Here is a 22259-nt window from a genome sequence, read left to right as displayed (position 1 = left end):
TTTTAATTTCTATTTTTTAGAAGAATCCAACCTTTATTATTTATTTTAATGCCAGTATCGGGTTCTGTCCATTCTAAAATATACCAATATGAACCACTAGGAAGAGGTCTTCCATTTTCTGTTCCGTCCCAAATGTAGCTGGTAGAATTTTCATTGCTGAAAATTTTCTTTCCAAAACGGTCAAAAATGAGAATTTTCACCTCTTTTTTTACGCGTAAATCTGAGTAATCTAGGGTGTCATTTAATCCATCACCATTTGGAGTAATGGCATTTAGCAGCTTAATGATGGAGAATTCATATTCTTTAATGGTACATTTTTTATTGTCTCTTACGTATACTTTCTGAACGCCTCTATTGAGATTGTAAAAAATATTAGTAGTCTGCCAATTGATTTGGTCTAAAGAATATTCATAAGGTGCAGTTCCTCCCGAAACATTTACAGTAATGCTGTTACCTTGTTCTATCACGCTGTCGATAGTAGGTTCAGACGCAGCGATGATTTTCACATTTTGTCTATAAATACAACCATTCGATTCTAAATCAACATAATACTCCCCAATACCTTTGGTAACCGTTTGAGAAGTTTCACCAGTGCTCCATTTATAACTGTCAAATCCGGTTCCTGCATCTAAATTATACGTCGCATCTTTACAAATTTCTACATTTTGAAGAGAAGTTGACGCTTTTGGCGTTTTAATATTTACGGTAATTTTGGCCCAATTCGGACAAGAATTTGTTTTTTCAAATCTTAAGAAATAAGTTCCGGTTGAAGTAATATTTTGAGTGCTCGAAATAGGATTAACATTATTTTTGGCATCATTTTCAGAGTTGAAATAAGTGATAGAGACAGTGCTATCTGTGGTAAAGAAAGATTCAAATGTTTTAAGATTTACAGATTTTATGGCATCTAAATCATCATCACAAACCTCTTGAGAAAGAGTAGAAGTTAAGACCGTTACTCTATTCCCAAATTTGAAATCTAGAGGATAAATCTGAGCAGGACAATAATCAGATTCTACCCTTACAAAAATAGTTGTGTCTGTGGAAAATGACCAAGAAGTATTTAAAACATTCGCGTTTCCAGCATTTGCATCTGTAGCGTTTGCATAATATTTTAGACTGTAAATTCCTGGATTTAGAAGAATTGCAGAAGTAACATTGTTGAGATTTACTTCAATGGTTCCATCTAAATTTTGGTCACAAATGGTAGTATTGAATTTAGAAATATCTACAATCGCTTTTGGAGATTCTACAACTTTTACATTTTGAGTAAAAGTACACGAATTTGGAGAAGTCAAAACTACGGAATAATCTCCTTTTCCTACAGTAATGGTTTGAGTTGTGGCTCCATTGCTCCAAAGATAAGAAGAGAAACCAGTTCCTGCATCTAATATGGTGGTGCTTCCTTCGCAGACGGTAACTTGAGCTGGAAGTGTAGTAGATTTATTGGGTTGCCCGAAATTAAGCGTAAGAGCTGCAATATTATCACAAATTCCAGATTTTTTGATTCTTACATAGAAAGTAGTAGCTGCGGTTAAATTCTGTGAAGAAGCAATAGGATTTTGTTCTAAATCTGCATCATTTTTGGTAAGATAAAATTGATGAGTATAGCCTGTTTCTGAGGTTAGTTGAGGTAAATAAGTCGCTAAATTTACCGCTTCTGTATTGTTAAAATCACCATCACAAATCGTGGTAGAATAATTGGTAACTGAAATTTTATTCCCGAAAATAAATTGAATAGGTTGAATTTCTGGAGCACAAACACCATTTTCTACCCTTACATAAATGGTAGTGTCTGTATTGTATGACCAATTATTGGGCAAAGTATTGGCGTTACCAAGAGTAGCATCTGTTAAATTTTGATAATATTTTACTACAAATTCAGGTTTGTAATTGGTAATAATAGTAGCATTTAAGTCATCTAATTTAATTGGAATATTTCCGTCAAAATTAGTGTCGCAATTCGTGAAAGTTTTTGGGGCTACTTTAGCTTTTTCAATGTATTCTATTGTTATAGAGCCTCTTAAATTACAGCTAGAAGATGAAATATTTACTTCATATCTGCCTTCCGAAGTTACAGTATAAGTTGCAGAAGTTTCTCCAGTTAATATGTTTCCGTTTTGATACCATTGATACGTTGCGCCAAAAACAGTAGCATCTAAAGTTAAAGTACTTCCTTCGCAAAGCGGATTGTTGGTTGAAATCAATCTGTCTGGTCCTAAATCTTTACTGCCAACAAAACTTCCTGCTTTTAGAATCACTCCAGAATCGTATAAACCGTTTCCTTGGTCTGCAATAACGAGTTTTATGTGATATTTAGTACCGGGAATTACGTCTGTTTCTGCGGTGAGAATAGCAGTTTGTCCGTTAAAACTTGTGGGACTTCCATTAGGATTATAATGTCCAAAATATTGTGAGTTGCTTTCTTGGCATCTTCCACCTGGTCCTCTTACCGTTTCAGAAGTGATAGGAATATTGGTGTTAGGAACTAGAGCAAGATTTTTATAATTGGTGTCAGTAGTTTTTTTAATTAAAAATGCAAATCCATCTGTATAACCGCAAGTTCCAGGATCGCCTTGTCTTAAATACTGTTCCGAAAGAAACATGTAATCAAAACTAATTTTATTGGTATTGGGAATGAAATCAAATTCCAAAATAGTCGCATTAGTAGTACTAGAAATTCCTGCAGCAGTTTCTAAATCATTGTCTCCATTCCATCCAGAATTATTTCCAAAACTTTGAATTCCTGTAAATGAACCAGGAGAATTGGCAGCATCTCCAAAAGTAAGAAGAATTCCTTCGCTTATTTCGAATCCAGAACTATTGGCATTTACATATCCATAACTTTTTATTCCGCCAGAATTGTAACCCGTTACTGAAACATTAGATACAGATAAACAAGTGTTATTGGTGCCAATAAGCTTATCAACTAAGTCATTTGCCGTAAAAGAAGTGTTTACATTAATGTATTGAGCATTAATGAACGTGATGAATAGTAATAATATGAAACTAAGATTCTTAGACGAATTCATTTTTATAAAATGGACAGCAAATTTACTTTATTATTATCAATAATGCATAAAAAAACTCTGTAAGAATTTCTTACAGAGTTTTTTATGAGTTAAGTATTTAAAAAGATTAAGAAAGAGCAACTCTCTTGAATCCTGTTACTTTTAAATCACCGTTTACAGATTTTACGAAATCAGCAACAGACATACCTCCATCTTTAATGAAAGCTTGGTGTACTAAAGTGTTTTCTTTGTAGAATTTCTGCATTTTTCCTTTAAGGATATTGTCAATAATGTTTGCAGGTTTTCCTTCTTTAGTTAAGATATCTCTTTCGATTTCTAATTCTCTATCAATAACTTCTTGAGAAACTTGAGTCTCGTCTAAAGCAATTGGGTTCATAGCAGCAACTTGCATTGCTACAGATTTAGCAGCATCTTCTGCACCTTCTACATTAGCAGAAAGAGAAGTAAGAGTAGCGATTTTATTACCAGCGTGGATGTAAGAACCTACGAAATCACCTGCTAATTTTTCAAAAGCACCGATTTCAATTTTCTCACCGATTACTCCTGTTTGTTCAATTAATTTTTCAGCAACTGAAATACCATTATAGTCAGAAGCTAAGAAATCTTCTTTAGAGTCAAAATTAAGCGCTCTTTCAGCGAAATCATGAGCTAATTTTACGAAGCTTTCGTTTTTAGCAACGAAGTCAGTTTCGCAGTTTAATGCGATTACAACACCTGCAGTGTGGTCAGCATTTACTTTTGCAATTACAGCTCCTTCTGTAGATTCTCTATCTGCTCTGTTAGCAGCTACTTTTTGTCCTTTTTTTCTAAGGATTTCGATAGCTTTTTCAAAATCTCCTTCAGCTTCTGTTAAAGCTTTTTTGCAGTCCATCATTCCTGCTCCTGTTGTGTTTCTTAGTTTAGCTACGTCTGCAGCAACTGGTGTATACATAATTGAAATTTTTTGTTTATTTATTTGGTAAATTTTTAGATTTGCAAAGATATGAAATTTCGTGTAAACTAAAAAGAGGGTTTTTGCGTTATATTTCTAAAAATAATTGATAATAAACTGAAATGAAAAACAAACTTTTACTTCTTATTTTGCTAGTCTTTTCCACCTTTTTGTTTTCGCAAACTTCTCAGGAATTAGACAAAGCAATGCTGAGTAAAGACCCTAAAGTGATTGCAGAATTTATTAAAAAATATCCTAATAATAAAAACACTGCTTTTCTACAGAGAAAGCTAAACAGTATGACTGGGAGTGGAAATGCAGCCGCTAAACCGAGTATACAACCGCTGAATACCGAGAAATTAGAAAAACAAGTAGAAAAAAGTGAGGCAAAAGGAGAACCAGATGCTAAAGCAAAACGTACTGCCGAAGTTCTTACGCAATTATTTAATAATGACCCCAATAAAAAAGATGCTTACGTTTTGATTAGAAATAAATCTGAGTGTAACCTCATTGTAAAATTCGAAGGAAAAAAATTCTATAATCTAGATGTTCCTAAAATGGGTGAAAATTATATTCTGGTGCAGAAAGGAACGTACAGAATTACCACGATGATTTGTAATGCGCAATACGCATCGGTTAAAAATATAACACAAGATTTAGAAATCAACTTGAATGCAGCAAAAAAAGTCAGAAAATAATTTCTGACTTTTTTAATTTAAAATTTTTTAGAAAAGTTAACCTACAAATTTACCCATTGCAATAAATTTCTCTTGTCTGTGATTTACTAATTCATCACCAGTGAAATTTTTGAGAGATTTAATATTGGTTAAAATATTTTTCTTCACATTATTATAAGCTATTTGAGGGTCATAATGAGCTCCACCAAGTGGTTCTTCTATAATACCATCTATGATTTTTTCTTTTAGCATATCTTGTGGAGTAAGTTTTAATGCATTGGCAGCAGTTTCTTTGTGCTCCCAGCTTCTCCATAAAATAGAAGAGCAACTTTCTGGTGAAATTACAGAATACCAAGTATTTTCTAGCATGTATACCTTGTTTCCTACACCAATTCCTAAAGCCCCACCAGAAGCACCTTCTCCAATGATAATGGTGATAATAGGAGTTTTCATTTGGCACATTTCATAGATGTTTCTAGCAATGGCTTCACCTTGACCTCTTTCTTCGGCTTCTAAACCAGGATAAGCTCCAGGAGTGTCAATAAAAGTAACAACAGGAATTCTGAATTTTTCTGCCAATTTCATTAATCTAAGCGCTTTTCTGTAACCTTCAGGATTACTCATCCCGAATCTTCTGCGCTGTCTTTCCTTGGTAGTTCTTCCTTTTTGAGTTCCGATAATCATTACACTTTGACCGTCTATTTTTGCAAGACCACCTACCATTGCAGGATCATCAGCAAAATTTCTATCACCGTGTAATTCTACAAAACTATCTTTGTCTACAATTCCATTAATAAAATCTAATGTGTACGGTCTGTCTGGATGACGTGATAGTTGAACTCTTTGCCAAGGCGTAAGATTTCCGTAGATTTCTTTCTTTTTTTCGATGATTTTGTCTTCAATTTGGCTACAAGCCAATTTCATATCTACACCGCTTTCTTCACCAACTAAAGAACAAGTTTGGTATTGTTCCATTAACTCCTTAATTGGTAATTCAAAATCTAAATATTCCATTTTTGTTTAGAATTAATCCTCCAAATGTAGTAAAATTTCTTGTTTGAAAGAATTATTTTATTTTTTCTATGGCTAATTTTAGCCTTGTTAAACTTTCTTCTTTGCCCAAAATTTCTAATAAATCTGGCACGTCTGGTCCTTTTAATTCCCCTACTAGAGCGAGTCTAAGTGGCATCATAATTTTTCCAAAACCTAAACCTTTTTCTTCTACAAAATGATGAATTTCTTCCTTCAAAATTTCGGATTTAAATTCTGTAGTGTTTAATTTTTCAGAAAGTTCTGTCATGATGGAAGCCGTTTCTTCGTTCCAAGCTTTTTTCACTGCTTTTTCATCGTATGCAGCAGGTGCTTCAAAGAAAAATTTTCCTTGAGTATAAATATCTTTCACGAAAGTGGCTCTTTCTTTCATTAAGCCAATGATTTTTAATAAAGTTTCGTCTGAAAGATTGATGTTTTTGGTTTCTTCTAAATTTTTAAAACTTTCTAAAAGCTCTTCATTAGACTGTTTTTGAAGATATTGATGATTAAACCATTCTGCTTTTTCTTTAGAAAATCTTGCGCCTGCTTTGTGTACTTTATGCAAATCAAATTCAGCAGCCATTTCTTCTAGACTTAAAATTTCTTTATCATCTGAAGGAGACCAACCTAGGAGAGCTAAGAAATTTACAAAAGCTTCAGGTAAATAACCTTCTTCTTTATAACCTTTATACGTTTCGCCAGTTGCTTCGTCATAGAAATTCATCGGGAAAACTGGAAATCCAAATTTTGCGCCGTCTCTTTTGCTTAATTTTCCTTTTCCTTCTGGTTTTAGAATTAGAGAAAGATGGGCAAATTCTGGAGCGCTCCAACCCATTGCTTCATATAATAAAACGTGTAAAGGCATTGAAGGAAGCCATTCTTCACCACGGATTACGTGTGTGATTTCCATTTCGTGGTCGTCTATAATATTGGCGAAATGATAAGTTGGCATTCCATCATTTTTTACCAAAACTTTATCGTCTAAAGTATTGGTGTTTACAGAAGATTTTCCTCTGATGATGTCTTCTAAATTTACAATTCTATCAATCGGCATTTTAAATCTTACCACATAAGGAACGTTTTGATTGATGAGTTCCTGAGTTTCTTGTTCAGAAAGTGTAAGACTATTTCTCATGCTATTTCTGGTGAAGTTATTGTATGAAAAAACTTCGCCTTTTGCTTCGTATTCTGCTCTTACTTTTTCTAATTCTTCAGGAGTGTCAAAAGCGATGTACGCATGATCTGTTTTCAGGATTTCTGCGGTGTATTTGTCGTAAATATCTCTTCTTTCTGATTGTCTATAAGGTCCATAATTTCCTCCGTGAATAGGGGATTCATCTGGAATAATGCCGCACCATTCTAGAGCTTTCATAATGTATTCTTCTGCACCTTCTACATATCTTGCTGTATCTGTATCTTCTATTCTCAGCACGAAATCTCCGCCTTGATTTTTAGCAAAAAGATAATCATATAACGCTGTTCTTACTCCACCTAAATGTAAAGGTCCAGTCGGACTTGGTGCAAAACGCACTCTTACTTTGCTCATTTTTTAGAAATTTTAAGTTGCAAATTTACGATTTTTATAGTTTTCTGATTATTATACAGCACCTAAAATTTTTATTTCTTAATTTTGCGTTCTAATTTAAATTTAAAAGTATGCTAGAAATTGGAGAAAGACCTTGGGGGAAATATTTTGTATTGCAAGATGAGCCTAATTTTAAATTAAAGCGAATAGAAGTTTTGCCAAATCAAAGACTTTCTTATCAATACCATCATCATCGTCAAGAATTTTGGACAATAGTAGAAGGAGAGGCGGTAGTAGTATTAGATGGGGAAGAAAATTTCTTACAATATGGGCAGAGTATTTTTATTCCTCAAGGAGCTAAACATAGAATTGAGAATCGCAGTGATAAAGTTTTAGTTTTTGTAGAAGTACAAACTGGAACTTATTTTGGAGAAGATGATATCGTAAGAATAGAAGACGATTACGAAAGAAATTAAAATAGAAAATCCCGAAAATACTCGGGATTTTTTTATTTTTTATAATTCAAGATTACTTTTTCTATAATAGCTACACATTCTAAAAGTTGTTCTTTGGTAATTACCAATGGTGGAGCTAGTCTTATAATATTACCATGAGTAGGTTTGGCTAATAAACCATTTTCTGCAAATTGCAAACAAAGATTCCATGCAGTAGGTGATTCTGGAGTATCATTCACCAAAATAGCATTCAATAAGCCTTTTCCTCTTACGTGATAAATCAAATCTGTCTTAGCAATAATTTTTTGAATTTCTGCACGGAAAAATTTCCCTAATTCTTCTGCTCTTTCTGATAGTTTTTCTTCTTCTACTACATCTAAAGCCGCTACTGCTACTGCACATGCTAATGGATTTCCGCCAAAAGTAGAACCATGCTGACCAGGATGGATAACCTGCATAATTTGATCATTTGCTAAAACAGCAGAAACTGGATACATGCCTCCAGAAAGTGCTTTTCCTAAGATAAGAATATCTGGTTGTACATTTTCATGGTGACAAGCAATTAATTTTCCTGTTCTTGCAATCCCTGTTTGAACTTCGTCTGCAATGAAAAGAACATTATGTTTTTTACATAATTCTGAAGCATTTTTTAAATATCCTTCATCTGGAACATATACACCAGCTTCACCTTGAATAGGCTCTACTAAAAATGCGGCGATGTGTTCTGCTTCATCTTCTAAAACCTTTGATAATGCTTCAATATCGTTGTACGGAATTCTTAAAAATCCGGGTGTAAAAGGTCCGTAATTATTGTGTGCATCTTTGTCATTAGAAAAAGAAACGATGGTGGTAGTTCTTCCGTGGAAGTTATTTTCACAAACGATTATTTTAGCATAACCATCTTTAATTCCTTTAACTTCGTAACTCCATTTTCTAGCAAGTTTAATGGCTGTTTCTACTGCTTCTGCACCAGAATTCATGGGGAGAACTTTGTCAAACCCAAAAAGAGAAGTGATTTTTTTCTCGTATTCTCCTAAGTTTGAATTGTAGAACGCTCTAGAGGTAAGAGAAAGTTTCTGAGCTTGGTCTGTAAGTGCTTTTACAATTTTTGGGTGAGAATGTCCTTGATTTACAGCAGAATATGCCGATAGAAAATCAAAATATTGTTTCCCTTCCACATCCCAAACATATACACCTTCTCCTTTATCTAATACAACAGGAAGCGGATGATAGTTGTGAGCACCATGTTTATCTTCTAAATCTATATAGTATTGAGCGTTTTTTGTAGACATAAATGTATTATTGAATTTTTACAAATTTACATTTTAATTTTAGAATTTTTCAATAAAAAAAGTTGCCTTTTTCAAGACAACTTTAGAATGTATTTGGTTACATTTTATACAATATTATCATATGATTTATCCATTACGAAATCTTCCATAAATTTAGTGGTGTAGTTTCCTGCAAGATAATCAGGATGCTCCATCAATTGTCTGTGGAAAGGAATAGTCGTTTTAATTCCTGCGATATAGAATTCTTCTAATGCACGTTTCATTTTTGCAATTGCTTCTTCTCTAGTTTGTGCTGTAGTAATAATTTTAGCAATCATAGAGTCGTAGTTAGAAGGAATGGTATATCCTTTGTAAACGTGAGTATCTACTCTCACTCCGTGACCTCCAGGAATATTTAATTCAGTAATTTTTCCAGGACTCGGACGGAAATCATTAAAAGGATCTTCAGCATTAATTCTACATTCTATAGAGTGTAATTTTGGATAGTAATTTTTACCAGAAATTGGTTGACCAGCCGCTAATAAAATTTGCTCTCTAATCAAGTCAAAATCAACTACTTGTTCAGTAATTGGGTGCTCTACCTGAATTCTGGTATTCATTTCCATGAAATAGAAATTTCTATGTTTGTCTACTAAGAATTCTATAGTTCCTACACCTTCATAACCAATATATTCTGCAGCTTTTACAGCAGCTTCTCCCATTTTTTCTCTCAATTCTTCAGTCATGAATGGAGATGGAGTTTCTTCAGTTAGTTTTTGGTTTCTTCTCTGAACAGAGCAATCTCTTTCTGAAAGGTGACATGCTTTACCATATTGGTCTCCAGCAATTTGAATTTCGATATGTCTAGGTTCTTCAATAAGTTTTTCCATATACATACCTCCATTTCCGAAAGCTGCAGTGGCTTCTTGTACAGCAGAATCCCATAAATCTCTTAGATTTTCTGCTTTCCAAACAGCACGCATACCTTTTCCACCACCACCAGCTGTAGCTTTAATCATTACAGGATAGCCAATTTCTTCGGCTAATTTAGCAGCGGTTTCATAGTTGGGAACTAAGCCATCAGAACCAGGAACGCAAGGGACACCAGCTTCTTTCATGGTAGATTTAGCCGTAGCTTTGTCTCCCATTTTTTCTATTTGCTCTGGAGTAGCACCAATGAATTTTATTCCATTTTTTTGACAAATTCTTGAGAAATTTGCATTCTCGGATAAGAATCCGTAACCAGGATGGATAGCATCTGCATTGGTAATTTCTGCTGCAGCAATGATATTAGAAATTTTAAGATAAGAATCTTTACTTACAGGTGGTCCTATACAAACAGCTTCGTCTGCGAATCTCACATGCAAGCTGTCTTTGTCTGCAGTAGAGTAAACTGCTACCGTTTTGATTCCCATCTCTTTACAAGTACGAAGAATCCTCATAGCAATCTCTCCACGATTGGCAATTAATATTTTTTTGAACATCTTTTTAGAAATTTTAAATTTTAAATTTTTGAATTTTAAATTATTTTAAAATGAAAAAGATTCACTTAAAATCTATAATTTATAATTTAAAATTACTTATGATGGGTCTACTAAGAATAATGGTTGGTCATATTCTACAGGAGAAGCGTCATCTACTAAAATTTTAACAATTTTACCAGAAACTTCTGCTTCAATCTGGTTGAATAATTTCATTGCTTCGATTACACAAACCACTGTGTCATTTTTTACTTCACTACCTACATTTACGAATACATCTTTGTCTGGAGATGGTTTTCTATAGAAAGTACCAATCATAGGAGACTTAATGGTGATGTATTTGCTGTCATCGGAAGTTGATTCAGTTTTTGTTTCGGCAGCAGGTGCAGCAGCAGAAGCGGCAACTGGAACAGCAGGAGCTTGATAAGCTACAGGTTGAGGTACATAACTTACTGCTTCACTACCAGCAAGTGGAGTTTTTATGTTTATTTCGAAATCTTTTGTTTTGTATTTCACTTCAGAAACACCAGCTTTTGCTACGAATCTTATAAGATTTAATAATTCTTTAGAGTCCATATATATAATTTTTTACGGCTTCAAATATAGTAATAAAACAACAAAAAACCATTCAATTTTTTATATAAATAGAATGGTTTTTTTATCGAAAAGAAAAAAGCTACGCTTTTTCTTAATTAGTCTTCAGTAGTTTCTACTTGTTTCTCTAATACTACTTTTCCTCTGTAGTATAGTTTTCCTTCATGCCAATGTGCTCTGTGATACAAGTGTAATTCACCTGTAGTTGCATCTTTTGCTAATTGAGGAACCACAGCTTTGTAGTGAGTTCTTCTTTTATCTCTTCTAGTAGATGACTGTCTTCTTTTAGGATGTGCCATTTTGTAATTCTTTAAACTTTATGTAAGATTTCTATTTTTTGTCTTTTAATTTTTTCAAAGCTTCCCAACGAGGGTCTATTTCGTGGGTTTCTTCTTCTTCAATTTCTTTGGGACTGAATTTTTCGATGAGTTCAAAATCTTCTTCTTTTGCATTAGGAGAGATTTTTTTCATAGGGATAGACAATATTACTGCTTCGTAAATTGCCTGAGAAATGTTAAAAGCACTATCTCCTTGTGGGATGGTAATTACTTCTTCATTACTATCATCATATTCTTCTCCGAATTTTACCAAGAATTTTATTTCGTTTTCTATAGGATGAGTAAATGTTTCGCTGGTGATGTCACAAACTAAATTTACTGTTCCATGGATTTTAATCAGGAAATCTAAAAAGGTAGAGTGCTTTTCTAATAGTACATCTACGTCTATTTTAGCGCCTGAAAACTCTTGTTCAGTCTCGAATAAATCAAAGAACGCTTGTTCTACTTCAAATTTAAATTCGTGCTTTCCAGTCTTAAGCCCTGAAAATGCTACGTCATAATTTCTAAATTTGTCCATAAAAAATGGTGTGCAAAAATAAGTTAATTTTTTTAAATAACAAAAGTTTTATTCATTTTCTTCTGGTAAATCTTCATCTATACCATTGTCATGAGCTAAAACTCTTGGTTTCAAGCGGTTTTCTATGAGGTCTTGATACTCATTTCTATTTTTAAAAATTTTAATCGCTGTAAAAATAGCCTCAGAAAAAGATTGCTCATCTGCTAAATTTTTACCTGCAATGTCATACGCTACACCATGATCTGGCGAAGTTCTGATGAAAGGTAGTCCAGCCGTGTAATTTACACCTTCTTCATAAGCTAATGTTTTAAAAGGAGCTAACCCTTGGTCATGATACATTGCCAAAACAGCATCAAATGAACTGTATTTCTCTGGTTGGAAGAAGCTGTCTGCAGGGAAAGAGCCAAAAGCTAAAATTCCTTCATTAAATAATTCTTTGATAGCAGGTTCTATAATTTCTATCTCTTCTTTGCCAATTGCACCGCCGTCTCCAGCATGAGGATTAAGTCCTAGAATAGCAATTTTTGGTTTTTGGATGCAGAAATCTTCAATCAATGACTGGTTAAGAACTCTTACTTGTTCTTTTATTTTTTGTTTAGAAATATTTTTAGAAATTTCTGAAACAGGAATGTGATGCGTAGAAACTGCAACTTTTAATTTTTCGGTTACTAGGAACATCAGTCCTTTTTTGCCGAATTTTTCTTCAAAATAACCAGTATGACCAGCATGTTTGAAGCCTTGCTTCATCATCTCGTCTTTATTGATTGGTGCGGTTACCAAAACATCTATTTCGCCTTTCATTAAAGCATCTGTAGCGGCTTCTAGAGAATCTATAGCCATTTTAGTGGATTCTTCGGTGGGTGTCCCGAAGTCTACATTCACATTGTCTTTCCAGAGATTTACAATGTTGAGTTTTCCATTAGCGGCTTCTTTGGCAGTTTGTACATAATTAAAAGTGGTGTTAATCTTAAACACATTTTTTTGGTAAGAAAATAATTTTCCCGACCCGAAAATTACTGGCGTGAAAAAGTCAGTAATGTTTTTGTCTTTCAGTGCCTTTAGGATAATTTCCACGCCTATTCCGTTAAAATCGCCTACTGAAATTCCTACCTTAATTTTGTGGTGTTTAGAACTCATTTTTAATTATCTTTGAATTTTAAAATAGATTGTCACAAATTTAGTGATTTTTAATTTATAAATCTTTAATCTAATATTTTTAAACTTTAACTTATATAAACAAAATATGTTTACAGGAATAATTGAAGCGACAGGAAAAGTAGAAAAATTGGAAAAACAAGGGACTAATGTTGTCTTTACTTTTAGTGGTCCTTTTACACAAGAACTTAAAGTAGACCAGAGTTTAGCGCATAATGGTTGTTGTCTTACTGTAGAATCAATAGATGGTGATTTGTACACGGTTACAGCGATTAATGAAACGCTAGAAAAAACCAATTTGGGCGAATTGAAAGTAGGAAGCATAGTAAACTTAGAGCGTTGTATGAAAATGGATGGCAGGTTAGATGGTCATATTGTACAAGGTCATGTAGATAAAACTGGCTCAATTGTTGCTATCGAAAATATTAACGGAAGTTATTATCTAACATTCACTTACGAAGAAGATGGTTCTTTTACCACAGTTCCGCAAGGTTCTATTACTGTAAATGGAATTAGTTTGACTGTTGCTGATAGCAAAGAAAATCAGTTTTCTGTGGCGATAATTCCGTACACTTGGGAACATACCAATATGAATACTTTAAAAGTGGGAGACCGTGTAAATTTAGAATTCGATATTATTGGAAAATATGTAGCCAAGCTTATGAAGAGATAAAAGATGGCATTACATAGCTATAGCTTAAGAACTAAAATTTTTATAGGATTTATGGTAGTCTGTTTTTTCAGTATCATAGGTTCTACAGCTATGTCTTATCTTATCATCAAAAAATCTACAGATGAACAGAGCGTTACAGAAATGCAAAATAAGTTTGAAGCATTAATGAAAACGCTAGATTACGCAGTAAGCCATACTAATATTACTCAAGATAAGGATTTAGTCAATATTCTCCAAAACGAAATTTACGAGATTTCGGATATCAATAAACATGATGTAATTCTTTATGATTTACAAGGTAATTATTTAGTTTCGAATAAGGAACTGAATCTTGTAGCGCAGAAAAAAATTCCTCATGAAACGTTAATGAATGTTTTGGAGTCTGACAAAAGAGTAGATGTACAAGAATACGATCAAAAAGTGGGCAGTAATGTCACCTCTTCTTATATGATTCTTAGGAATAACATGTTAGAGCCTATTGCGATTGTGTATTTCCCTTTTTATCACAATGATAATATTTATGCAGGTGCATTTAATAAATATGTTCAGTACATTATTTTGGTCAATCTTTTCCTCATTTTGTTGAGTATTTGGCTAAGTTGGGTAATTTCTAAAAATTTGACCAAAACGATTACAAGAATTTCTGAGCTCATTACCAGAACTACGCTTTTTGGTAGAGAAATGAAGCCGATTAAGTATTTTCAAAATGATGAATTAAGTGGTTTGGTAAAATCTTATAACAAAATGATTTACCAAATTGAAGATCAAAAAATGCTTTTGGCTAATAAAGAAAGAGAAGAAGCATGGAGAGAAATGGCGAAACAAGTTGCCCACGAAGTAAAAAACCCACTCACTCCAATGAAGTTGCTTATTCAGAATTTTGAAAGAAAATTTGATAAAAATGACCCAGAAATTGATCAAAAAGTCAGAAATCTAAGTCGAAGTTTGGTAGACCAAATCGATTTAGTAGCTACTGTAGCAAGTGCTTTTTCAGAATTTGCCAAGTTGCCGCCAAAAAATGATGAATCTTTTAATTTGAAAGAAGAATTAGAAAATTTGGTAAGAGTTTTCAATGATGATGGTAATATTTATTTCCATGCGAATAAAGATATGATGCCGGTGAGAATGGATAGAATTTATCTTTCTAGGATTTTCACCAATATGATTACCAATGCAAAACAAGCAGTTTCTGAACAAAGAAAATCCATCATCAATATAGATGCAGAACTTTTCAATAAGAAAATCATCATCGTTATAGAAGACAACGGAATTGGTATTCCTAAAGATAAATTAGAGCAAATCTTCGAGCCTAATTTTACGACCAAAAATTCTGGAATGGGACTCGGTTTAACCATGGTCAAAAAAATGATAGAAGAGTATAAAGGCGATATTTCTGTGAAATCCGAAGAAGGAAAAGGAACCAAATTCACGATTATTCTTCCAACAAACGTTTAACTTTTTTACTTTTCTCATTTACTATATTCCTTTAAAATGAAACCTTTTCGATTTCAAAAATTTGATATTTTACAGCATAAAAATGTTTTCCGAGTAGGAACAGACGGTGTTTTGCTTGGAGCTTTGTGTCAAGTTGAAAACGCTCAGAAAATCTTGGAAGTTGGAACGGGAACAGGTTTGATTTCTCTAATGCTCGCTCAGCGAAATGCAAATGCTGAAATCACAGCTTTAGATTTAAATGAAGATGCGGTGAAATTGGCTCAAGAAAATTTTAAAAATTCTCCGTTTTCCGAGAGGTTGCAAGTTTTTCATCAAGATTTTAAAACTTTTGAATCGCAAAAAGAATATGATTTTGTGGTTTGTAATCCACCTTTTTTTGAGGAAAATAATTCTGTGAAAGATATTTTAGCGAGACAACAAGTAGAACTTACTTTTAGAAATTTAATACAAAAAACAGCTAGGGTTTTATCTTCACGAGGTATTTTTTCGGTAATTATTCCTTCGGAGTCTGCACAAGAATTTGAAAACTTAGCTGAATATTTTGATTTATATTTGGTAAGAAAAGTAAATATTTTCGGTATTGAAAACGGTGTTTTAAAACGAAATGTTTTAGAATTTTCTAAGAAAAAATCAGCATTGGAAACTCTTGATTTTACGATAGAAAAAAGTCCGAGAAAATACTCGGACCAATATTTAGAACTCACCAAAGAGTTTCACGTTTTTGGAAAATAAGATTTATTCAAAAAGTTCTACGGTGTTCATCACCTTAACTCCGCCATCTTCACATTTAATCGCTTCTCCAGGGAAATTTTGAATCATGTGATAATCGTGAGTCGCCATCAGAACCGCACAATTTCTTTCTACAGATACTTTTTTCAATAAATTCATAATATCGTTAGAAGTTTCAGGGTCTAGGTTTCCTGTAGGTTCGTCTGCAAGAATCAATTCTGGATGATTTAGTAAAGCTCTTGCAATAGCAATACGCTGTTGTTCACCGCCAGAAAGTTCGTGAGGCATTTTGTGTTTTTTCGTTTTCATGTCTACACTGTCTAGAACCTCGTTTATTCTGTCGTCCATCAGATTTTTATCCTTCCAACCAGTAGCTTCTAGTACGAAGCGCAGGTTTCTTTCTACACTTCTATCCGTCAATAATTGAAAATCTTGAAAAACAATACCTAATCTTCTTCTAAGGTTAGGAATATCTGATGCTCTTAATTTCTGTAAATCAAATCCTACTACTTCTCCGTTTCCTTCTTTTAGAGGTAAGTGTCCGTACAAAACTTTTAACAATGAACTCTTTCCAGAGCCTGTTTTACCAATAAGGTAACAGAAAGTACCTCTCTTAATGTGTAAATTCACATGAGATAAAACGGTAAAGTTTTTTTGTACAATTTTCGCGTCTTGCAGCGTAATAATGTCTTCTCCGTAGGTGTTATGATGTGGCATAATGATTATAAATGATGGTTGATTTTTCTTGGTTGATAATAAGGCCTACTTTTTTATCAACTTTCAAAAATAAGGAAAACCTTTTTTTTATCCTAAATTTTAAGGAAATTTTAACAACAAAAAATGCTCGGAAAGTAAATTTCCAAGCATATCTTTTATAATAAAATCAAAAGAAATTATTATCTCTTAGCTCTTGCGTCGCTAATAGTTAATCTCTTTCTGCCTTTTGCTCTTCTAGCAGCTAATACTCTTCTACCATTTGGAGTAGACATTCTTTCTCTGAAACCGTGTTTGTTTCTTTTCTTTCTTTCTGATGGCTGGAATGTTCTTTTCATTACTTCAATTTATAATGGGTCCGTAATTATTCTTCTTTTTGAGGTTGCAAAGATATGTTTTTTTTTATTTTCTGCAAATTAATTTTAGAAATAATTAAGTTTTTTTTTGAGTAAATGGAATAAAACTTTTATCAATGACTATTTTCAAGCGATTTTAATGATTGAACTTCTTTAAATTCTGTCTAATATGATTCTGAAAATCATTTTATAAATGTTGAGCGTTCAAACATCATCTTTGAGGTTTCGGGATTTTGAAGTAAAAAAATTATCTTTGCATCATAAATTTTTACAATGTTTACAGAAAACCAACTTACAGAAATCAAAAGCCTTTTGCAACCGAATAAAAATGTAGTGATTATCACGCATTACAATCCAGATGGTGATGCAATTGGGAGTAGTCTTGGTTTAAAACATTTTCTTAAAAATTTAGGAGTTGATGCTACGGTAATTGTTCCGAATGATTTCCCGAAATTTCTAAAATGGATGCCCGAAGCGAAAAAAATAGTCATCGCAGAGTACAAACGTAAAATTGCTGGCGAAGCGATTTATCATGCAGATGTAATTTTTTGTTTAGATTTTAATGCTCCTTCTAGAATTGGAATGTTGGGAGATTGGCTCACAAAATCTTGGGCGAAAAAAATCTTGATAGACCATCATCAGCAACCAGAACATTTCGATTTTGTGTATTCTAATACCAGTATTCCTGCAACTTGTCAAATGGTGTATCATTTCATTGAAGCTTTGGGAAAAGAGGATTTGGTAAATCAAGACGTGGCAGAATGTCTTTACACAGGAATTATGACCGATACAGGTGGTTTCCGTTTTCGTTCTACTTCTTCAGATACGCACAGAATTGTAGCGAATTTAATAGAAAAAGGTGCTGATCCTTCTATGATTACGTCTAACACCTGGGATACCAATACGGTTTCAAGATTACATCTTTTGTCGTTGATTTTAGGAAGAATAGAATTGGTAAAAGATGGAAAAGTGGCGATTCTTCATTTAAAACGTGACGAATTAAAAGAATTTGGTTTCGAAAAAGGAGATACAGAAGGTTTTGTAAACTACGGATTAAGTATTGCGGGAACTAAAATGTCTGCTTTTTTCATGGAAGATTTATATGAAGATTTCATCAAAATTTCTTTCCGAAGCAAAGACGATGTAGATACCAACGCGTTTGCACGAGCGCATTTTCACGGTGGTGGACATATTAATGCATCTGGAGGTAAATATTTTAAAAATATCCACGAAACGATTGAAGATTTTAAATCGAAGATTGAGAATGAAGATTTTTAAACAATTTTTCGCAGAGTTAAAAGAATATTTACAACAATGGTTTAGTGCGGAAAGGGAACTTTGGTTAGCTAGAGTTGCTGGATTTGTAAGTTTTATTTTAATTTTTATTTTCTTAATTTTTGTTTGGAAAGATCATCAACCAAGTTTTATTAAAAATTTGCCTAAAACGATCAATAGATTGATACGATATCTTGTTTTAGTTCTAGTCTTTTTATTGAACTTTTATATTGTTTTTTGGATTTTGAATTTTTTTTTCTTGAGGAAAAAATGAAAAAAGTTGATTAATTATTTGTTTGTTTGTTTGTTATATTTGTAATTAATCAACAAAAACAATAATTATGAAATTCATTAAAATTTCTCTTCTTTTATTTTCCTCTTTTCTATTTTCTCAATCTAAAGATTTAAACCAGAAATTTAAAATTGAAATAGGGTTTCAAGGCTTAAATTTTGGCTATGAGAAACCTGTTTCTAATAAACTTTTGTTAGATTTTAATGCTGGAGTTGGAGGCGTAGTAGAAATTCCTGAAGGTAGTAGTATTAATTATCAAATGGGAGTTACTGCATCTGAAACTTATCTTTCGCCTTTTTTAAGAGCACAACTGCGTTATTATTTTAATAGAGATAAGAGAGAAGAAAGAGGACATTCACTACTGAATAATACAGGTTCTTTTATAGGGTTTCAATCGAAAATGGTTTTTAACAAAAATGTGGATGATGTTTTAACTAATGACATTTATTTTGGACAACAACTGCCTTTAGGGAAACATTGGATTTACAGATATCATGTTGGTTTGGGATTAGGATTTAATCTGGCACAAGGATTTGGAGTAATTTATCCTACTATCGGTAGTAGTTTTGGATATAGCTTCTAAAAATTTCATCACGAATGCATAAATATTTATAATTGAATTCGTGCATTCGTGGCGGATTTTAGAAATCCTAGGCAATTGCACACCAATTAAAGGATTTACTCCGCGTTTTCCGCCAAAAGCACTTTCCATAATGACTTTTCCTGCGTGTTCTTCGGTGATTTTCTAAGTTACAAGCCAGTTTGGTGATTATTTCTTCGATACTTTGTATCGTTTATGGCGGAAAAGTGGTGGTTGAAAATTTAGGGTTGCTTTAATATTTAGAGTAAAAAATGTTTCGGCAAATTATGCAACAACTCCGTATTGATAATTTCTGCACAGATCGTTGGCTTTTCCCAATGTCCGTTGTGTCCGCAATCAAGAACATAAGTTTTGATATTGGTCTTTTCTGGAATAGTTTTGAGAAGATTTTCGGTTTTTACAGCATTGTCATATTTCCCAGCAATGATGAGAATTTTTGCGTCTAAATTTTCTAAAATTTCAGTTCGGTCTGGTCTTTCAGCCATTCCTAATTGAGCTGCTTTTACGCCTTCTTTATTGGTAGATTTTGCTATATTTTTCGCCAATTCTATTTTGCCTTCTAAAATATCTTTTTCATTATTGCTAAAAAGATTGGGAATAGAAGTTTTGACGAAAGTTTCAAAATTTTCATCAATTACGGCAATACTTCTTGTTCGGATTGCTTTTTTCTCTTCATCATCTGCAACTGTAGTCGAGAAAAATAAAGTCATGCTTTCTAAAATTTCAGGAAAATTTTCTGCAAAAGCCAGAGAAACATAACCTCCCAAAGAATGTCCTAGCAAATTGATTTTCTCTAATTTTAGAGCATCAATTACTTCTTTTACTTTTTCTGCCATCAATTCTACGGTGTGTATTTCTTGATAAACTTTAGATTTTCCATGTCCAGGTAAATCTATTTTAATCAATGTGAAATCTTTAGAAAGATGAGCTTCCATTTCTTCCCAAATGGTTGTGTTTTCCATAAAACCATGAAGTAAAACCAATGGTTTTTTGCCGTTTCCTGAAATTTCGTGATGTAGCATAATTTTTAATTTTTTAGATGAGAGATTTGAGATACGAGATTTGAGATACGAGATTAAAGATTTCAAATTTTTCAACCTTTACCTTTGCCTTTACCTTTACAATTACCTTTACCTTTACCTTTACCTTTACCTCAACTTATTTCCAAATATCGATATAATCTACAAAACCTTGAGCGTTTATTTTCTGTTGAAGTCTAAAGAATTCTCCTTTTCCTTCATCTCTGAATGTATTGCTGTTGCTCTTAGATTCTGTTTTACCATTGATGGTTTGTGTAATTTTTCCGTAGAAATTAATGTGTTTTGGCGATACTCTATCAGCTTTTCCATCTATGATGAGGATGTTTTTTCCAGATTTTGCATTTCCTTTTACTTCGTAACCATCACTCATAATTTTCGTAAAATTCACGGTTCCAGTTAATGAAACGCCATCATCAGATACGAAAGTAAGTTTATGTTTTCCGCTTAAATCACTGTAATTATTTTTGTTGTTCAATGCTCTGATGCTGTCATTGTATTTCATTCTCACCGCATTGATGGAATCAATAATCTTCGTGCTGTCTATATTTTTAGCATTATTTTCTCCGGTTTTATTGCACGAGAAAGCGATGAGAATCAAAGGAATAAAAAATAGTTTCTTCATGGTTATCGAATTAATTTGTATTGATTGAAAACAAATTTAACCAAACTTTTTATTCTTTCGATACTTACTTCAAAAATTCTAAAACAGCGTAAAGTGAAATGCTAGAAATGAAAATCCAAAGAATAATTCCTAAAAGGAGAGGCTTAATACCTATATTTTTGAGATTTTGTAAAGATAATCCTGCTCCAATTAAGAAAAGAGCAACCTTGAGTGTGTCTCTGGAAATTTCAGAAATGATAGAATTGAAATTTTGTAAAAAAGGAAGATAAGTTCCTGCTAAAATCGCTAAAACAAAGAAACCAATGAAATAAGGAATCTTAATTTTTCCTTCACTTTTGGTAAAAATAGAAATAAGAAAAGCCAACGGAATAATCCATAAAGCTCTTGCTAATTTTACGGTGGTGGCAATTTGTAAAGCTTCGTTACCGTATTTACTTGCAGCGCCAACTACAGAACTTGTATCGTGAATAGCGATAGCACTCCAAATTCCAAACTGATTTTGAGTTAAATTAAAAAAATGCCCAATTTCTGGGAAAATAAACAGTGCGACAGCATTTAAAACAAAGACAATTCCTAAAGCTACAGAAGTTTGTTTGCTGTTGGCTTTTAAAATGGGTGCAACTGCTGCGATGGCGCTTCCTCCACAGATTGCGGTTCCTGCGGAAATGAGTTGAGCAATGGTTTTGTCAATTTTTAAAATTTTGGCTAATAATAAACCGAAAATCATGACCAGAGCAATCGTAGAAACGGTGAAAAGAAAACCTTGGCTTCCTGCTTCTATTGCGGTATTCAGATTAATTCCGAAACCTAATCCTATAATAGAATACTGCAATAATTTTTTGACAAAAGTATCTGTCTCTAGAACTTTCCCGAATGTATTCACAAAAAGAATTCCGAATAATAAAGCAATTGGCGGAGAAACAAGTGGTGAAAAAGATAAAACAGCTAGTGCTAAAAAGAGAATTTGAAGAAGTAATTTTTTTTTGAGCATGTTCTTTCTGAATTATCGAACGCGAAATTATTCAAAACCAAAATTTGCTATTGTAACTTTTGTTACATAAGAACTCTCGCTAATGAAATAGTTTTGTAAAAAATAGAAAAAAATGAAAAAGTTAATATCAATATTGAGCTTAGGAGTTTTAGTAATCTTAGGAACGCAGTGTTCTTCTCCTAAACCAGCAGAAAGTAACACTCAAACTGAAGCCCAAAAAGAAGTTTCGATTAAAGAACAAGTTGCAAACGGGGCATTTTTGGTAGATGTAAGAACTCCACAAGAATTTGCAGAAGGAAGTGTAAAAGGAGCCGTGAATATTCCGCTTGATGAAGTAGAAAGTAGATTGAATGAATTCAAAGGAAAGCCATCTGTAATTGTTTTTTGTAGAATAGGAAACAGAAGCGGACAAGCGAAAGCGATTCTAGAATATAATGGAATAAAAAATGTAACCAACGGAATCAATACCAAAACGGTAAACGAAGAATTGGCAAAATAAAATG

At 33.0% G+C, this 22259-nt stretch carries 23 protein-coding genes; 8 read left to right on the top strand and 15 right to left on the bottom strand.

The annotated features are described in order from the left end of the window. Positions 1-2: 2 nt before the first annotated feature. Together KKQ76_RS09040 and tsf are read right to left on the bottom strand one after the other, a co-directional pair. Complete coding sequence (locus KKQ76_RS09040) at positions 3-3032, bottom strand: choice-of-anchor L domain-containing protein (RefSeq protein ID WP_213196832.1); 3030 nt, start codon at positions 3030-3032, stop codon at positions 3-5. 106 nt (positions 3033-3138) lie between these two features. Further along, positions 3139-3963: a translation elongation factor Ts gene (gene tsf, locus KKQ76_RS09035; RefSeq protein WP_069798828.1), complete on the bottom strand. Its 825-nt coding sequence runs from the start codon at positions 3961-3963 to the stop codon at positions 3139-3141. Between the two features lie 122 nt (positions 3964-4085). On the opposite strand from tsf, the gene KKQ76_RS09030 reads away from it, so the two are divergent. Beyond that, positions 4086-4661: a DUF6759 domain-containing protein gene (locus KKQ76_RS09030; protein ID WP_213196831.1), complete on the top strand. Its 576-nt coding sequence runs from the start codon at positions 4086-4088 to the stop codon at positions 4659-4661. Positions 4662-4697: 36 nt separating this feature from the next. Here the strand turns inward: KKQ76_RS09030 and KKQ76_RS09025 are convergent, their stop codons facing one another. Continuing rightward, complete coding sequence (locus tag KKQ76_RS09025) at positions 4698-5654, bottom strand: acetyl-CoA carboxylase carboxyltransferase subunit alpha (RefSeq protein ID WP_213196830.1); 957 nt, start codon at positions 5652-5654, stop codon at positions 4698-4700. A gap of 52 nt (positions 5655-5706) precedes the next feature. Then, positions 5707-7218, bottom strand: a complete 1512-nt coding sequence (gene gltX / locus KKQ76_RS09020; protein WP_213196829.1) for a glutamate--tRNA ligase — start codon at positions 7216-7218, stop codon at positions 5707-5709. 110 nt (positions 7219-7328) lie between these two features. Here gltX and KKQ76_RS09015 point away from each other — a divergent pair, with 110 nt between their 5' ends. After that, positions 7329-7673 (top strand): phosphomannose isomerase type II C-terminal cupin domain, encoded by a 345-nt coding sequence (locus KKQ76_RS09015; protein ID WP_213196828.1) that lies wholly within the window; start codon positions 7329-7331, stop codon positions 7671-7673. Positions 7674-7705: 32 nt separating this feature from the next. Here KKQ76_RS09015 and rocD read toward each other — a convergent pair whose 3' ends face one another. The 6 genes from rocD to pdxA form a co-directional block, all read right to left on the bottom strand. Further along, a complete protein-coding gene (gene rocD / locus KKQ76_RS09010; RefSeq protein WP_213196827.1) occupies positions 7706-8944 on the bottom strand; it encodes an ornithine--oxo-acid transaminase in 1239 nt (412 codons plus the stop codon). A gap of 104 nt (positions 8945-9048) precedes the next feature. After that, on the bottom strand, positions 9049-10407 hold the full coding sequence (gene accC / locus KKQ76_RS09005) for an acetyl-CoA carboxylase biotin carboxylase subunit (RefSeq protein WP_213196826.1): 1359 nt from the start codon (positions 10405-10407) through the stop codon (positions 9049-9051). Between the two features lie 96 nt (positions 10408-10503). Next, positions 10504-10980 (bottom strand): acetyl-CoA carboxylase biotin carboxyl carrier protein, encoded by a 477-nt coding sequence (gene accB / locus KKQ76_RS09000; RefSeq protein WP_213196825.1) that lies wholly within the window; start codon positions 10978-10980, stop codon positions 10504-10506. 116 nt (positions 10981-11096) lie between these two features. Next, positions 11097-11297, bottom strand: coding sequence for a 50S ribosomal protein L32 (gene rpmF, locus KKQ76_RS08995; RefSeq protein ID WP_069797844.1), 201 nt, complete (start codon positions 11295-11297; stop codon positions 11097-11099). Positions 11298-11328: 31 nt separating this feature from the next. Next, complete coding sequence (locus tag KKQ76_RS08990) at positions 11329-11853, bottom strand: YceD family protein (protein ID WP_213196824.1); 525 nt, start codon at positions 11851-11853, stop codon at positions 11329-11331. Between the two features lie 48 nt (positions 11854-11901). After that, positions 11902-12990 carry a 4-hydroxythreonine-4-phosphate dehydrogenase PdxA gene (gene pdxA / locus KKQ76_RS08985; protein WP_213196823.1) on the bottom strand — a complete coding sequence of 363 codons (1089 nt, stop codon included), beginning with the start codon at positions 12988-12990 and terminating at the stop codon, positions 11902-11904. Between the two features lie 106 nt (positions 12991-13096). Between pdxA and KKQ76_RS08980 the strand changes: the two genes are divergently transcribed. The 3 genes from KKQ76_RS08980 to KKQ76_RS08970 are packed head-to-tail and all read left to right on the top strand — an operon-like array spanning position 13097 to position 15868. After that, on the top strand, positions 13097-13681 hold the full coding sequence (locus KKQ76_RS08980) for a riboflavin synthase (RefSeq protein ID WP_213189928.1): 585 nt from the start codon (positions 13097-13099) through the stop codon (positions 13679-13681). A 3-nt stretch (positions 13682-13684) separates the two neighbouring features. After that, on the top strand, positions 13685-15136 hold the full coding sequence (locus tag KKQ76_RS08975) for a sensor histidine kinase (protein WP_213189926.1): 1452 nt from the start codon (positions 13685-13687) through the stop codon (positions 15134-15136). A gap of 36 nt (positions 15137-15172) precedes the next feature. Further along, positions 15173-15868 (top strand): tRNA1(Val) (adenine(37)-N6)-methyltransferase, encoded by a 696-nt coding sequence (locus KKQ76_RS08970; protein ID WP_213196822.1) that lies wholly within the window; start codon positions 15173-15175, stop codon positions 15866-15868. A 3-nt stretch (positions 15869-15871) separates the two neighbouring features. Here KKQ76_RS08970 and KKQ76_RS08965 read toward each other — a convergent pair whose 3' ends face one another. Next, positions 15872-16582 (bottom strand): cell division ATP-binding protein FtsE, encoded by a 711-nt coding sequence (locus KKQ76_RS08965; protein WP_213196821.1) that lies wholly within the window; start codon positions 16580-16582, stop codon positions 15872-15874. 179 nt (positions 16583-16761) lie between these two features. Next, positions 16762-16917 carry a 50S ribosomal protein L34 gene (gene rpmH / locus KKQ76_RS08960; RefSeq protein WP_069797858.1) on the bottom strand — a complete coding sequence of 52 codons (156 nt, stop codon included), beginning with the start codon at positions 16915-16917 and terminating at the stop codon, positions 16762-16764. Between the two features lie 291 nt (positions 16918-17208). Here rpmH and KKQ76_RS08955 point away from each other — a divergent pair, with 291 nt between their 5' ends. Next, on the top strand, positions 17209-18213 hold the full coding sequence (locus tag KKQ76_RS08955) for a DHH family phosphoesterase (RefSeq protein ID WP_213196820.1): 1005 nt from the start codon (positions 17209-17211) through the stop codon (positions 18211-18213). A gap of 338 nt (positions 18214-18551) precedes the next feature. Next, complete coding sequence (locus tag KKQ76_RS08950; protein ID WP_213196819.1) at positions 18552-19085, top strand: hypothetical protein; 534 nt, start codon at positions 18552-18554, stop codon at positions 19083-19085. A gap of 257 nt (positions 19086-19342) precedes the next feature. Here KKQ76_RS08950 and KKQ76_RS08945 read toward each other — a convergent pair whose 3' ends face one another. The 3 genes from KKQ76_RS08945 to KKQ76_RS08935 all read right to left on the bottom strand — a co-directional run bounded on the left by KKQ76_RS08945 (position 19343) and on the right by KKQ76_RS08935 (position 21756). After that, positions 19343-20125, bottom strand: coding sequence for an alpha/beta fold hydrolase (locus KKQ76_RS08945; RefSeq protein WP_213196818.1), 783 nt, complete (start codon positions 20123-20125; stop codon positions 19343-19345). 136 nt (positions 20126-20261) lie between these two features. Next, a complete protein-coding gene (locus KKQ76_RS08940; RefSeq protein ID WP_213196817.1) occupies positions 20262-20765 on the bottom strand; it encodes a hypothetical protein in 504 nt (167 codons plus the stop codon). 64 nt (positions 20766-20829) lie between these two features. Next, the gene (locus tag KKQ76_RS08935; protein ID WP_213196816.1) at positions 20830-21756 is read right to left on the bottom strand and encodes a YeiH family protein; all 927 of its coding nucleotides are present in this window, start codon (positions 21754-21756) and stop codon (positions 20830-20832) included. Between the two features lie 112 nt (positions 21757-21868). On the opposite strand from KKQ76_RS08935, the gene KKQ76_RS08930 reads away from it, so the two are divergent. Next, positions 21869-22255: a rhodanese-like domain-containing protein gene (locus KKQ76_RS08930; protein WP_213196815.1), complete on the top strand. Its 387-nt coding sequence runs from the start codon at positions 21869-21871 to the stop codon at positions 22253-22255. Positions 22256-22259 lie beyond the last annotated feature (4 nt).

Origin of the sequence: Cloacibacterium caeni, assembly GCF_907163105.1 — a bacterium.
In the GTDB taxonomy this organism is placed as follows: Bacteria; Bacteroidota; Bacteroidia; order Flavobacteriales; family Weeksellaceae; genus Cloacibacterium; species Cloacibacterium caeni_A.
The sequence above is the reverse complement of the archived record's forward strand: the minus strand, read 5'-3'. Positions and strand labels throughout refer to the sequence as shown.

Excerpts from the sequence above, each read along its gene's own strand:
- KKQ76_RS09040 (WP_213196832.1), bottom strand. The coding sequence starts at position 3,032 with ATGAATTCGTCTAAGAATCTTAGTTTCATATTATTACTATTCATCACG.
- tsf (WP_069798828.1), bottom strand. The coding sequence starts at position 3,963 with ATGTATACACCAGTTGCTGCAGACGTAGCTAAACTAAGAAACACAACA.
- KKQ76_RS09030 (WP_213196831.1), top strand. The coding sequence starts at position 4,086 with ATGAAAAACAAACTTTTACTTCTTATTTTGCTAGTCTTTTCCACCTTT.
- KKQ76_RS09025 (WP_213196830.1), bottom strand. The coding sequence starts at position 5,654 with ATGGAATATTTAGATTTTGAATTACCAATTAAGGAGTTAATGGAACAA.
- gltX (WP_213196829.1), bottom strand. The coding sequence starts at position 7,218 with ATGAGCAAAGTAAGAGTGCGTTTTGCACCAAGTCCGACTGGACCTTTA.
- KKQ76_RS09015 (WP_213196828.1), top strand. The coding sequence starts at position 7,329 with ATGCTAGAAATTGGAGAAAGACCTTGGGGGAAATATTTTGTATTGCAA.
- rocD (WP_213196827.1), bottom strand. The coding sequence starts at position 8,944 with ATGTCTACAAAAAACGCTCAATACTATATAGATTTAGAAGATAAACAT.
- accC (WP_213196826.1), bottom strand. The coding sequence starts at position 10,407 with ATGTTCAAAAAAATATTAATTGCCAATCGTGGAGAGATTGCTATGAGG.
- accB (WP_213196825.1), bottom strand. The coding sequence starts at position 10,980 with ATGGACTCTAAAGAATTATTAAATCTTATAAGATTCGTAGCAAAAGCT.
- rpmF (WP_069797844.1), bottom strand. The coding sequence starts at position 11,297 with ATGGCACATCCTAAAAGAAGACAGTCATCTACTAGAAGAGATAAAAGA.
- KKQ76_RS08990 (WP_213196824.1), bottom strand. The coding sequence starts at position 11,853 with ATGGACAAATTTAGAAATTATGACGTAGCATTTTCAGGGCTTAAGACT.
- pdxA (WP_213196823.1), bottom strand. The coding sequence starts at position 12,990 with ATGAGTTCTAAACACCACAAAATTAAGGTAGGAATTTCAGTAGGCGAT.
- KKQ76_RS08980 (WP_213189928.1), top strand. The coding sequence starts at position 13,097 with ATGTTTACAGGAATAATTGAAGCGACAGGAAAAGTAGAAAAATTGGAA.
- KKQ76_RS08975 (WP_213189926.1), top strand. The coding sequence starts at position 13,685 with ATGGCATTACATAGCTATAGCTTAAGAACTAAAATTTTTATAGGATTT.
- KKQ76_RS08970 (WP_213196822.1), top strand. The coding sequence starts at position 15,173 with ATGAAACCTTTTCGATTTCAAAAATTTGATATTTTACAGCATAAAAAT.
- KKQ76_RS08965 (WP_213196821.1), bottom strand. The coding sequence starts at position 16,582 with ATGCCACATCATAACACCTACGGAGAAGACATTATTACGCTGCAAGAC.
- rpmH (WP_069797858.1), bottom strand. The coding sequence starts at position 16,917 with ATGAAAAGAACATTCCAGCCATCAGAAAGAAAGAAAAGAAACAAACAC.
- KKQ76_RS08955 (WP_213196820.1), top strand. The coding sequence starts at position 17,209 with ATGTTTACAGAAAACCAACTTACAGAAATCAAAAGCCTTTTGCAACCG.
- KKQ76_RS08950 (WP_213196819.1), top strand. The coding sequence starts at position 18,552 with ATGAAATTCATTAAAATTTCTCTTCTTTTATTTTCCTCTTTTCTATTT.
- KKQ76_RS08945 (WP_213196818.1), bottom strand. The coding sequence starts at position 20,125 with ATGCTACATCACGAAATTTCAGGAAACGGCAAAAAACCATTGGTTTTA.
- KKQ76_RS08940 (WP_213196817.1), bottom strand. The coding sequence starts at position 20,765 with ATGAAGAAACTATTTTTTATTCCTTTGATTCTCATCGCTTTCTCGTGC.
- KKQ76_RS08935 (WP_213196816.1), bottom strand. The coding sequence starts at position 21,756 with ATGCTCAAAAAAAAATTACTTCTTCAAATTCTCTTTTTAGCACTAGCT.
- KKQ76_RS08930 (WP_213196815.1), top strand. The coding sequence starts at position 21,869 with ATGAAAAAGTTAATATCAATATTGAGCTTAGGAGTTTTAGTAATCTTA.